Source organism: Streptomyces sp. NPDC006197 (genome assembly GCF_040613865.1).
Classification (GTDB): domain Bacteria; phylum Actinomycetota; class Actinomycetes; order Streptomycetales; family Streptomycetaceae; genus Streptomyces.
Genome location: NZ_JBEXSZ010000051.1, coordinates 37,530 through 49,353 on the forward strand (window position 1 = coordinate 37,530; position 11,824 = coordinate 49,353).

12 protein-coding genes and 1 pseudogene are annotated in these 11,824 nt (G+C 73.0%); 8 read left to right on the plus strand and 5 right to left on the minus strand.

Annotation, left to right across the window (positions count from 1 at the left end):
• Window positions 1–90 precede the first annotated feature (90 nt).
• Window positions 91–2,265 carry an MMPL family transporter gene (locus ABZ318_RS18160; protein ID WP_356903455.1) on the plus strand — a complete coding sequence of 725 codons (2,175 nt, stop codon included), beginning with the start codon at window positions 91–93 and terminating at the stop codon, window positions 2,263–2,265.
• A gap of 27 nt (window positions 2,266–2,292) precedes the next feature.
• Here the strand turns inward: ABZ318_RS18160 and ABZ318_RS18165 are convergent, their stop codons facing one another.
• Entirely contained in the window at window positions 2,293–2,655 is a 363-nt protein-coding gene (locus ABZ318_RS18165) for an SsgA family sporulation/cell division regulator (protein ID WP_356903456.1), read from the minus strand.
• Window positions 2,656–2,822: 167 nt separating this feature from the next.
• Between ABZ318_RS18165 and ABZ318_RS18170 the strand changes: the two genes are divergently transcribed.
• From ABZ318_RS18170 to ABZ318_RS18190, 5 genes are all read left to right on the plus strand, one after another.
• Entirely contained in the window at window positions 2,823–3,848 is a 1,026-nt protein-coding gene (locus ABZ318_RS18170) for an energy-coupling factor ABC transporter permease (protein ID WP_356903457.1), read from the plus strand.
• A 1-nt stretch (window position 3,849) separates the two neighbouring features.
• Window positions 3,850–4,611 (plus strand): cobalt ECF transporter T component CbiQ, encoded by a 762-nt coding sequence (cbiQ, locus tag ABZ318_RS18175; RefSeq protein WP_356903458.1) that lies wholly within the window; start codon window positions 3,850–3,852, stop codon window positions 4,609–4,611.
• A complete protein-coding gene (locus ABZ318_RS18180) occupies window positions 4,608–5,348 on the plus strand; it encodes an ABC transporter ATP-binding protein (protein ID WP_356903459.1) in 741 nt (246 codons plus the stop codon). Before cbiQ ends, ABZ318_RS18180 begins: the two co-directional genes overlap by 4 nt.
• 74 nt (window positions 5,349–5,422) lie before the next feature.
• Window positions 5,423–6,589 (plus strand): serine hydrolase domain-containing protein, encoded by a 1,167-nt coding sequence (locus tag ABZ318_RS18185; protein WP_356903460.1) that lies wholly within the window; start codon window positions 5,423–5,425, stop codon window positions 6,587–6,589.
• A 52-nt stretch (window positions 6,590–6,641) separates the two neighbouring features.
• A complete protein-coding gene (locus ABZ318_RS18190) occupies window positions 6,642–7,175 on the plus strand; it encodes a YbaK/EbsC family protein (protein ID WP_356903461.1) in 534 nt (177 codons plus the stop codon).
• A 5-nt stretch (window positions 7,176–7,180) separates the two neighbouring features.
• Here the strand turns inward: ABZ318_RS18190 and ABZ318_RS18195 are convergent, their stop codons facing one another.
• From ABZ318_RS18195 to ABZ318_RS18210, 4 genes are all read right to left on the minus strand, one after another.
• On the minus strand, window positions 7,181–7,798 hold the full coding sequence (locus tag ABZ318_RS18195; RefSeq protein WP_356903462.1) for a LysE family transporter: 618 nt from the start codon (window positions 7,796–7,798) through the stop codon (window positions 7,181–7,183).
• 118 nt (window positions 7,799–7,916) lie between these two features.
• On the minus strand, window positions 7,917–9,548 hold the full coding sequence (locus tag ABZ318_RS18200; protein ID WP_356903463.1) for a multicopper oxidase domain-containing protein: 1,632 nt from the start codon (window positions 9,546–9,548) through the stop codon (window positions 7,917–7,919).
• A complete protein-coding gene (locus ABZ318_RS18205) occupies window positions 9,545–9,895 on the minus strand; it encodes a hypothetical protein (protein ID WP_356903464.1) in 351 nt (116 codons plus the stop codon). The genes ABZ318_RS18200 and ABZ318_RS18205 overlap by 4 nt, the downstream gene beginning before the upstream one ends.
• A gap of 203 nt (window positions 9,896–10,098) precedes the next feature.
• The gene (locus ABZ318_RS18210; RefSeq protein ID WP_356903465.1) at window positions 10,099–10,803 is read right to left on the minus strand and encodes an MFS transporter; all 705 of its coding nucleotides are present in this window, start codon (window positions 10,801–10,803) and stop codon (window positions 10,099–10,101) included.
• A 111-nt stretch (window positions 10,804–10,914) separates the two neighbouring features.
• Between ABZ318_RS18210 and ABZ318_RS18215 the strand changes: the two genes are divergently transcribed.
• The gene (locus ABZ318_RS18215) at window positions 10,915–11,697 is read left to right on the plus strand and encodes an SDR family NAD(P)-dependent oxidoreductase (RefSeq protein WP_356903466.1); all 783 of its coding nucleotides are present in this window, start codon (window positions 10,915–10,917) and stop codon (window positions 11,695–11,697) included.
• A 64-nt stretch (window positions 11,698–11,761) separates the two neighbouring features.
• Window positions 11,762–11,824 (plus strand): annotated as a pseudogene (locus ABZ318_RS18220) (GNAT family N-acetyltransferase); the annotation flags it as partial.

Consider the following 11,824-nt stretch of genomic DNA (forward strand, 5'->3'; position numbering starts at 1 on the left):
ACCTCGTTCGCTCCACCTGACGACGAACCGCTCACGCCGTCGGGCCGGCTCCCCATGCCCTGTCCCACTTCACACCGGGAGTACGCCCCCGTGGCCACGTTCCTCTACAAGTTGGGTCGCACCGCCTTCCGGCGCCGACGGCTCGTCGCCCTCCTCTGGGTGGCGCTCCTCGCGATCGCCGGCGTCGGTGCCGCCACCGCGTCCACCCCCACCTCCAGCTCCTTCTCGATCCCCGGCACCGAGGCCCAGCGCGCCTTCGACCTGCTCGAAGAGCGCTTCCCGGGCGCCGGAGCCGACGGGGCCACCGCCCGCGTCGTCTTCAAGGCCCCCGAGGGCCAGAAGATGACCGACCCGGCCCACAAGGCCGTCGTCGAGGAGACCGTCGCCGCGCTCAGGTCCGGCTCGGACCAGATCGCCCGGGTCACCGACCCGTACACCGCGCACGCCGTCTCCCAGAACGGCTCCACCGCCTACGTCTCGGTCTCCTACAAGGTCAACGCCATGGAGCTGACCGGCGAGACCCGCGAGGCGCTCACCCAGGCCGGACTGGGCGCCCAGGGCAAGGGGCTGACCGTCGAGGTCGGCGGCGACGCGCTCCAGAGCGCGCCGGAGCAGGGCGCGAGCGAGGCCATCGGCATGGTCATCGCCGGCATCGTGCTCGTCCTGACCTTCGGCTCGCTCGTCGCGGCCGGGCTTCCGCTGCTCACCGCGGTCATCGGCGTCGGCATCGGCGTCTCGACGGTCACAGCGCTCGCGAACGTCCTGGACCTCGGCACCACCACGTCCATCCTCGCGTCGATGATCGGCCTCGCCGTCGGCATCGACTACGCCCTCTTCATCGTCTCCCGCTACCGCGCGGAGCTCGCCGAGGGCCGCGCGAAGGAGGACGCCGCCGGGCGCGCGGTCGGCACGGCCGGCTCCGCCGTCGTCTTCGCCGGACTCACCGTCGTCATCGCCCTGGTCGGCCTGGCCGTCGTCAACATCCCGATGCTGACGAAGATGGGCTTCGCCGCCGCCGGCACGGTCGTGATCGCCGTACTGATCGCGCTCACCCTGATCCCCGCCCTGCTCGGCTTCGCGGGCGACAAGGTCGTCGGCCGCAAACAGCGCAAGGCCGCGAAGAGCGCCGAGGGCGCCGAGGCGAGCGACAAGCCCAACGGCGGCACCCGCTGGGCCCGCTTCGTCATCCGCCGCCCGCTGATGGTGCTGATCGTCGGCGTCCTCGGCCTCGGCGCGATCGCCGTGCCCGCCGCCTCCCTGGAGATGGGCCTGCCGGACGACGGCGTGAAGCCCACCTCCACCACCGAGCGCCGGGCGTACGACGCGCTGTCCGACGGCTTCGGCCCCGGCTTCAACGGCCCGCTGCTCGTCGTCGTGGACGGCGACAAGGCGACCGCCGACCGGACGGTCTCCACGATCAAGGGCCTCGACGGCTGGGCGGCGGTCACCCCGGCGACGCCGAACAAGGCCGGCGACGCCGCGACGATCACCGTGGTCCCGAAGGACCGGCCGTCCTCGACGGCCACCGAGGACCTGGTCCACGACATCCGCGACGCCACGGGCGACGACGTGCTCGTCACCGGCGCCACCGCGATGAACATCGACTTCTCGCAGAAGATGAACGACGCGCTCGTGCCGTACCTGGCGCTCGTCGTCGGCCTCGCCTTCGTGCTCCTGACCCTCGTCTTCCGCTCGGTCCTGGTGCCGCTCAAGGCGGCCCTCGGCTTCCTGCTCTCGGTGGTCGCCGCCCTCGGCGCGGTCGTCGCGGTCTTCCAGTGGGGCTGGCTCGGCGGCCTCTTCGGCGTCGAGCAGACCGGCCCGATCATGTCGATGATGCCGATCTTCATGGTGGGCGTCGTCTTCGGCCTCGCGATGGACTACGAGGTCTTCCTCGTGACCCGGATGCGCGAGGCGTACGTGCACGGCCAGCGGCCCGGCGAGGCGATCGTGAGCGGCTTCCGGCACAGCGCCCGGGTGGTCACCGCCGCCGCGGTGATCATGATCGGTGTCTTCTCCGGCTTCATCGGCATGGACGACCAGATGGTCAAGATGATCGGCTTCGGCCTGGCCGCCGCCGTCCTCTTCGACGCCTTCGTGGTCCGCATGGCGATCGTCCCGGCCGTCCTGGCGCTCCTCGGCCACAAGGCCTGGTGGCTGCCGAAGTGGCTGGACCGGATCCTGCCGAACGTGGACGTGGAGGGCAAGGGGCTCGTCGAGTCCGCGGACGGGCACGGCGCCGCGAAGCCGGACCTCGTGAAGGCCTGACCCCCGGCCGGTTCCGCGCGGACGCCGTCAGCGCGTCGTCATCGACGACGTGCCGGCGGCGTACGTGTGCTTCAGGAAGCGCACCAGGGCGGTGGTGTCGAACTGCACGACCGTGACCCCGTCGTCCCGGTGGAGCTCCACGACCGTCTGCACCCGGCCGCACGGCCAGACGCCGATGTCGCCGCGGCGGGTGGGGGTGCGCATCCCCGTCTCCAGGACGGCACGCGGGAAGGACCACTCGACGGCGCCCGGGAAGACGAAGCGGACGGTCGCGGGGGAGTGCTCGGGGTCGTAGCGCAGGGCCACGGGGACGGGGCGGGAGAGGGGGGCGTCGCTGATGATCCGCCCCTTGGCATGGTCGTCGATCACGTGTTCGTCTACGGCGGCCATGGTGACTCCTCACCTTTTGTCCTCTTGTCTACCAATGTCCCACTCCTTCCCGGCGGGCGCGCGACGCATGCGCGGATGACCGGGAGTGTGGGCGGGGTCACGCGCCGGGGTTCTGTGACCGATGCGCTCTTGCAAGCTCTTCGCAAGAGCGCTCTATCATTTCGAACGTGCATGTACCTGACGGATTCATCAACGCCCCCGTATCGGCCGCCGCCGGTGTCGTCGCCGCCGGCGCCGTCGCCGCCGGCCTGCGCGGAGCCCGCCGCGAACTGGACGAGCGGACCGCGCCGCTCGCCGGGCTCGTCGCGGCCTTCATCTTCGCCGTGCAGATGCTGAACTTCCCCGTCGCGGCCGGGACCAGCGGGCACCTCCTCGGCGGGGCGCTCGCCGCGATCCTCGTCGGGCCCTGGACCGGCGTCCTGTGCATCGCCGTCGTCCTGCTCATGCAGGGCATCCTCTTCGCCGACGGCGGCCTCACCGCCCTCGGCGTGAACATCACGGTCATGGGCGTCGTCACCGTCGTCGTCGCCTACGCCCTCTTCCGCGGCCTGGTCCTCGTCCTGCCGCGCACCCGCCGCTCGGTGACCGTGGCCTCGTTCGCCGCCGCGCTCGTCTCCGTCCCGGCCGCGGCCGCCGTCTTCACCCTCGTCTACGCGATCGGCGGCACCACCGACGTCCCCGTCCCCAAGGTCCTCACGGCCATGGTCGGCGTGCACGTCCTCATCGGCGTCGGCGAGGCCGTCATCACCATGCTGACCGTCGGCGCCGTCGTCGCCGTCCGCCCCGACCTGGTGTACGGCGCCCGCGGCCTGACCGCTCCGCTCAAGCTCCGCGTCGACGGCGAGCTCGTCGACGCCGCCCCCGCCGCCGCCCCGGCGGCCGGCGGCTCCCCGAAGAAGCTGTGGATCGGCGGCGTCGTCACCGCCCTCGTCCTCGCCGGCTTCGTCTCCTTCTACGCCTCCGCCAGCCCCGACGGCCTGGAGAAGGTCGCCGCCGACCAGGGCATCGACAAGAACGTCGAGGAGCACGCCGCCGCGAACTCCCCGCTCGCCGACTACGGCGTCAAGGGCATCGAGGCCCCCCGGCTCTCCGGCGGCCTCGCCGGCGCGATCGGCGTCGGCGCCACCCTCGCCGTCGGCACCGGCGCCTTCTGGGTCGTGCGCCGCCGCAAGACCGCCGCCCTGGAGGCCTGACATGGGAGCGGGGCACGCGCACAAGCTCTACCGGCACGGGCACTCGCCCGTCCACGGGCTGCCCCCGCACACCAAGCTCGCCGCCGTCCTCGGCTTCGTCGTGGTCGTCGTCTCGACGCCCCGCGAGGCCGTCTGGGCCTTCGCGCTCTACGCCGCGCTCCTCGCGGCCGTCGCGGCGAAGGCCCGGATCCCGGCCGGCTTCCTGCTGAGGCGGCTGCTCATCGAGATCCCGTTCGTCGCCTTCGCGCTGCTCATGCCCTTCGTGGTCCCCGGCGAGCGGACGACGGTCCTCGGCCTCTCGCTGAGCGTCCCCGGCCTGTGGGGCGCCTGGAACGTCCTCGCCAAGGGCACCCTCGGCGTCGCCGCCTCCGTGCTCCTCGCCTCCACCACCGAACTGCGGGCCCTGATCCTCGGCCTCCAGCGCCTCAAGCTGCCGCCGCTGCTCGTCCAGATCGCCTCGTTCATGATCCGGTACGGCGACGTCATCACCGACGAGATGCGCCGCATGTCCGTCGCCCGCCGCTCGCGCGGCTTCGAGGCGAAGGGCGTCCGCCACTGGGGCGTCCTCGCCAAGTCCGCCGGCGCGCTCTTCATCCGCTCGTACGAGCGCGGCGAACGCGTCCACCTCGCCATGGTCAGCCGCGGCTACACCGGCACCATGCCGGTCATCGACGAGGTGACCGCCACCCGCGCCCAGTGGGCGCAGGCCGCCGCCCTGCCGCTCTCCGCACTCCTGATCTGCCTCCTGGGATGGACCCTATGACCGCCTCGCTGGAAGTGCGCGGCCTCGCGTACGCCTACCCCGACGGCCACCAGGCCCTCTTCGGCGTGGACCTGACCGTGGGGCGCGGCGAACGGGTCGCCCTCCTCGGCCCCAACGGCGCCGGCAAGACCACCCTCGTCCTCCACCTCAACGGCATCCTCACCGGCGGCGCGGGCACCGTCACCGTCGCCGGGCTGCCCGTCGGCAAGAAGCACATGGCCGAGATCCGCCGCAAGGTCGGCATCGTCTTCCAGGACCCCGACGACCAGCTGTTCATGCCGACCGTCCGCGAGGACGTGGCCTTCGGCCCGGCCGCCGCCGGCGTCCGGGGCGCCGAGCTCGACGCCGTCGTCCGCAAGGCCCTCGACCGGGTCGGGATGGCGGACTTCGCGGACCGGCCCCCGCACCACCTCTCCTTCGGGCAGCGCCGCCGGGTCGCCGTCGCGACCGTCCTCGCCATGGAGCCCGAGATCCTCGTCCTCGACGAGCCGTCCTCCAACCTGGACCCGGCCTCGCGCCGCGAGCTCGCCGACATCCTCCGGACGCTCGACGTCACCGTCCTGATGGTCACCCACGACCTGCCGTACGCCCTGGAGCTCTGCCCGCGCTCGGTGATCCTCAGCGAGGGCGTCATCGCCGCCGACGGGCCGACCGCCGGGATCCTCGCCGACGAGGAGCTGATGGCCCGGCACCGCCTGGAGCTGCCGTTCGGCTTTGTGCCGGGCTCGGTGGTCTGACGGCCCCCGGAATCCGCCCCTCACCGGCCGCGTTGCACCATGGAGAGTCGGATCGGCGAGTGAGGAGTGGGGACGTGGACGTCCAGGGCACGGTGGCGGCGGGCTGGGAGCCCGTCAGGGACGCGTTCCTGCGCAACTTCGAGCAGCGGGGCGAGCGCGGCGCGGCCGTCACGGTCCACCGCGACGGCGAGAAGGTCGTCGACCTGTGGGCGGGCACGCGCGACGCCGACGGCACGGACCCGTGGACCGCCGACACCGCCCAGGTCGTCCGCTCGGCCACCAAGGGCGTCGCCGCCGCCGTCCCCCTGCTGCTGCACCAGCGCGGACTGCTCGACCTGGACGCCCCCGTCGCCACGTACTGGCCCGACTTCAAGGCCCACGGTAAGGACCGGGTGACCGTACGGCAGCTCCTCGCGCACCAGGCGGGGGTGCCCGTCCTCGACCGGCCCCTCAGCCTTGCCGAGGCGGTCGACCTGCCGACCGCGACCGGGGCGATAGCCGCCCAGGCGCCCGTCTGGGAGCCCGGCACCGCCCACGGCTACCACGCCCACACCTTCAGCTGGCTCCTCTCCGGCCTGGTCCACCGGGTCACCGGCCGCACCATCGGCCGCTGGGTCGCCGAGGAGATCACCGGCCCCCTCGGCCTCGACCTGTGGATCGGCCTGCCCGAGGCCGAGGCCCACCGCGTCGGCCGGCTCGGTCCCGTCGAGGAGATCGACCCGCCGGGCGGCGGCGCGCTCAAGCTCCGCCCCAAGCGCTCCGTCACCGAGGCCTACCAGGACCCCGAGTCCCTCACCCGCCGCGCCTTCGGGGTCATCGACCCCAAGCCCGACGAGAACGACCCCGTCTACCGGGCCGCCGAACTCCCCGGCTCGGCCGGTGTCGCCACCGCCCGGGCCCTCTCCCGCTTCTACGCCGCCGCCCTCGGCCCCGTCGACGGCGCCGAGCGCCTCTTCGCCCCGGCGACGCTCACCCTGGCCCGTACGGAGGAGTCGGCGGGCCCGGACCGGGTCCTCCTCGTCGGCACGCGCTTCGGCCTCGGCCACATGCTGCACGGCCCGGCCTCCCCGCTCCTCGGCCCGTCCTCCTTCGGCCACCCCGGCCGCGGCGGCTCCCTCGGCTTCGCCGACCCGGACACGGGGATCGCCTTCGGGTACGTCACCAACGGCATGCGCAAGACGGTCACGGCCGACCCGCGCGCCCAGGCGCTGGTGCGCGCGGTGAAGACGGCGGCGCTCTGACGCGTAGGGTCAAGGCACCGGAGAAACGGACCAGTTGCAGGGGAGCGGACGCATGACGACGGTGGACTCCACGAACGGCACGGCGCACGACTCGGACGACACGGCGCACGACACGTACGGGAAGCTGCTCGCCCTCCTCGACGAGCGCGGGGCCTCCTACCGGGTGATCGAGCACGCCCCCGAGGGCGCCACCGAGGCGGTCAGCGCGCTGCGCGGCCACGACCTCGCACAGGCCGCCAAGTGCATCATCGCGATGGTGAAGATCGGCAAGAAGGAGAAGCGGTTCGCGCTGGTCGTCGTCCCCGGCGACCGGCGGATCGACCTCGCGGCGGTGAAGGCGCTGTACGGCGGCACGTACGTCTCCTTCGCCTCCCCGGAGATCGCCGAGGAACTCGCGGGTTCGCCGAGCGGCACCATCCTGCCGTTCTCCTTCGACGAACGGCTCGACCTGTTCGTCGACCCGGACCTCCTGGCGCACGAGGAGTTCTACTTCAACGCGGCCCGGCTCGACCGCTCGCTCGCCCTCTCGGCCGAGGACTACCGGTCGATCGCGGAACCGCGCGTCGAGCGGGTGTCCACGGACTGACGGCGTCAGGCCATGGCGGGCGTCAGCGCCAGCGCCATCCCGAGCCCGACGAGCACGGTCCCGATGACCTTGTTGAGCACGGTCTGTCGCCGCAACAGCCGTGCCCGCAGGGCGGAGTTGGAGAAGAGGACGGCGGCGAGCCCGAACCACACCAGGTGGGCGAACGACATGAACAGGCCGTAGCCGACCTGCTGGAGGACCGGGGTGTCGGCGCTGACGACCTGGGTGTACGTGCTCAGCACGAAGAGCATCGTCTTCGGGTTGAGCGCGTTCGTCAGGAACCCGGTGCGCAGCGCCCCGGCCTTCGTCATCCCGGCGTCGCCCGAAAGGTCCACGTCCGCCTGGGACCTGGCCACGAAGGTCCTGTACCCGATGTACACCAGGTACCCGGCGCCGACCAGCTTCATCGCGGTGAACAGCGCCGGTGTGCGGGAGACGAGCAGGCCCACGCCCAGCATGGTGTACGTGACGTGGACGAGTACGCCCGCCGCGATCCCGACCGCCGCGAGGACGCCCGCCGTCCGCCCGTACAGATAGCTGTTGCGGACGGTCATGGCGAAGTCCGCGCCGGGGCTGATGACGGCCAGCACCGTGATGACCGCCACGGCGATCAACTGCCCCATGAATCCCCCCACCCCTCGACGAGCACTGCGAACCTAGCCGATCGCCGAGGGGCGGCGCGAGAACGGGGCGGCGCAGCCGGCGCGCCGGAGCACGGGGTGCCCGCGACGCGCCGACGGCTCACACCACGCGGAAGTTGGCCATCATGGCCATGTCCTCGTGTTCGAGGTTGTGGCAGTGGAGCATGTAGCGGCCCCGGTGCCCGGCGAAGCGGGCGAGGACCTCGACCACCTCGTACGGGCGGACGTCGACGGTGTCCTTCCAGCCGGCGTCGGCGGCCCGGGGCGGCTTGCCGTCCCGGGTGAGGACCTGGAAGTGCGCGAGGTGCAGGTGCACCGGGTGGTGGAAGTCGCTGGTGAAGCGCCAGCGTTCCACCGTTCCCAGGCGGGGTTCGGCCAGGACCTCGGAGGTGGAGAAGGGGCGTCCGTTGACCGTCCACATGGCCTGCGCGCCCTCCGAGCCGGTGCGCCGGAAGTCGAACTGCCGGACGTGGACCGCGTCCGACGGGTCCAGGGCCCCGGCGGTCGACGAGAGCCGTGTCGGTACGTGGGTGTCGTCCCGCTCCCGGCGGACGACCCGGAAGCGCATCACCTGACGCATCCGGTCCTTCCCGAGGGTGTTGACCAGGGTGACCTCGGTGCCGACCGGGTAGCCGGAGAAGTCGACGACGACGTCGTAGCGTTCGCCGGGCGAGACGGGTATGTCCTGGAGTCCCTGCGGCCGGCCGAGCAGGCCTCCGTCGCTGCCGACCTGGGTGAAGGGAACGCCCTGCCGCGGCCCGGGCTCCAGCGCGAGACGGTAGCGCCGGGCGTTGGAGCCGTTGAGGAGGCGGAACCGGTAGCGGGTGGCCGCGACGTCGAGCACGGGCCAGGGGGCGCCGTTGACCAGCTGGACGTCCCCCAGTACGCCGTCCATGTAGTCCGCGTGCACCCCCGGTTCACCGGTGCAGGTGGGGTCCTTGGCGGGATAGCGGAAGTCGCCGTCCGCCTCGAAGGACCGGTCGCACAGCAGCAGCGGGACGTCCTTCTCCCCCCGGGGCAGCGGGAGCCGCTCCTCCTCGTCGTCGTGGACGAGGAAGAAGCCCGCGAGTCCGCGCCAGACCTGCGGGGCGCTGAAGTCCATCCGGTGGTCGTGGTACCAGAGCGTGGCCGCGCGCTGGTCCAGGGGGTATTCGTAGGCCTTGGAGCCCGGCGAGAGGTGCCAGTCGGAGGCCGGGGCGTGCATGGCGTGGCCGGACATGGCGTGGCCGGACATCCCGGGGGAGCCCCCGCGGAGCTTCTGGCCGCACAGCTTCGTGGGGACCACCAGGTCCGTCGGATAGCCGTCGGAGTCCGGCGGGGTGACGCCGCCGTGCAGATGCGTGGAGGTGGGGACGGGAAGGGAGTTGAGGACCCGGACCACCGCCTTGTGACCGGTGCGGCCGGTGAAGGTGGGGCCGGGGAAGATGCCGTCGTACCCCCAGATCGTCGTCTTGCGCCCGGGGATGATCTCGACCGAGGCTTCCCGCTGCTCGACGTCGAAGTGGTCCACGCCGTTCTTACGGCTGGTCGGGCGGGCCGTCGGCGGGATCGGGAGCTCCACCGCGAACTGCGGGGCGGGCTCGCCCCTGCTGGCCAGTACCGTGCCGGTGGTCTCCCCGGTGAGCCGGCCCCAGGCGACCGCGCCGACGGTGGTCGCCGCGACCCCCGCGCCGGCGGCGGCTCCGAGGAAGCGCCGGCGGCCCATGGACCCGCGTGCCGTCGCTTCGCTCACCGGGACCCCTCCTCGCGTATCGCGCGGGGCGAGGTGAAGGACCAGTACGCCAGGACCACCGCGATCCCGAAGATCGTCATGCCCAGCGGGATGTGCCCGCCGAGCTCCCGGGACTCGCCGAGGCCGTTCTGCACGCCGACCGCCGCGACGAGGACGACGCCGAGCAGCGCGGGCCAGCCGCTCCTGCGCGCCGCGCGCCACACGACCACGGCCGCCACGCACACCAACACGGCCAGCACGCTCAGCAGTATCGCGTTCGTCGCGTGCCAGGCCAGCAGGGCGACGTCTCCGGTGACGAACAGACCGGCGAGGGCGGCCTGGAACAGGGTGTCGAGAAGTAACAGCACCGAGAGGATCCGCAGTGAGACACCGCCTATCCGGCCCCACCTGCCTCTCCGTGGCGCGGGCGCGCTCAGGTGCGACGAGGGCGCGCCCTCGCTCGCAGAACTCTCCGTCGTGGTGGTCATCCAGGGCCTCCGATCAGTTCTGGCACACGCCGGGGCCCGCGGCCGGACCGGCCGACCGCAGGCCCCGAAGCGGGTGCGTGCTGTCAGTGCACCGTCGTACGCCGCCGGGGCGCGGTCAGCGCCGGAGCGAAGACGGTCAGTGCGACGAGGACGGTCAGTGCCCAGAAGGCGCCGTTCTCGGAGTGCGAAGAGGCGACCAGTATGGCGGACAGGGCGGCGATGCCGTTGACGCCCACAGCAGAACCGATGTTGCGCAGCATGGTCGCGGCGGACGTCGCCACACCGAACTGCTCGGCGGGAGCCTGGTCCTGGAGCAGCGCGAGCGTCGCCGCGGTGACGGCGCCCGTGCCGAGCCCGGCCGTGGCCCCGGCGAGCCAGGGGAGTGCCCCGGTCGCGCTGCACACCGTGCCGGCCAGCAGCGCCGGCGAGCCGACGGCCATCGGTGGCCGGTAGCCGCGCTTGGCGACGACGCCTCCGGTCACCGCGCTGCCGAGGACCCAACCGACCGCCGAGAGGCCGACGATCACGGCGATCTTCGTCGTCGACGCGCCGTGCGCGGCGAGCCGCACCGGCAGCACCGTCACCGTCGCGTACATCACCACGACGGCTCCGACGGTCGCCAGTGCCGCGCCCGCGGAGGGCGTCCGGCCGAAGACCTGCCGGGGGACCAGCGCCCCGCCGAACCGGCGCAGCAGGGCCAGGGCCACCAGGCCGACCAGGACGGCCGCGATCGTGCCGGTCACGCCGAGCCCCAGCGAGGATCCCTGGAGGCCGATGAGCAGGAGCACGGATCCGCCGGTGACCAGCGCGTACTCCGCCGCCGCGCCCCCGCTCCCCGGCCTCGGACGATCACGAACCGGACGCCGTGACGAGGTGCGGGGATCTGCTGGGATGGACCCATGGATCTCAGGGAGCGGTTCGAGGGGTACGCGGTACTGGTCACGGGCGCGGCGCGCGGTATCGGCGCGGCCACCGCCCGGCGGCTCGCGGCGGAGGGCGCGCGGGTCCTCGTCACGGACATCGACGAGGAGGCGGCCCGGAAGACGGCCGGGGAACTGCCCGGGGCGGTGGCGCTGCGCTGCGACGTCGGCGACCAGGCGTCGGTCGACGCGGCCGTCGCGTACGCGGTGAAGACCTTCGGCGGCCTCGACGTCCTCGTCAACAACGCCCTCGCCCCCGTCGCCGCGGACCGGGACCGCTTCGAGGAGGAGCCCGACGGGGGCTGGACCGCCCAGCTCGACGTCACCCTCATGGGCGCCGTCCGCTGCTCCCGCGCCGCCCTGCCGCACCTCGCGGCGGCCGACGGGCGCGGGGCGATCGTCACGATCGGCTCGGTCAACGCGGAGGCGGACTTCGGCAACCACGCGTACAGCGCGGCCAAGGCGGGCCTCGCGTCCCTCACCCGCACCCTGGCGGGCGACGCGGCGCCGCGCGGGGTCCGGGTCAACCAGATCAACCCGGGCACGATCGCGACCACGGCCTGGGCGGGCCGGGAAGCCGACCTCACGGCCCTGGCCACCCGCGTCTACCCCCTGGGCCGCGTCGGCACCCCGGAGGACGTGGCGGCGGCGGTCGCCTTCCTCGCCTCCCGGGACGCGGCCTGGATCACGGGCACGACCCTCCGCGTCGACGGCGGCCTGCTCGCGGTGAACACGCACTTCGCGGAGGTCCTGGGCGACTAGGGGGCGTCTTGCCGATCACGCCGCGAGCCCGAGTCCGGCCGCTCCCGACGACGTCGAGGCCGTCCTGGCCTTCTGGAAGGAGTCGGCCGAGGGCACGTCCGTGTCGGACGACGTGAACGGGGTGACC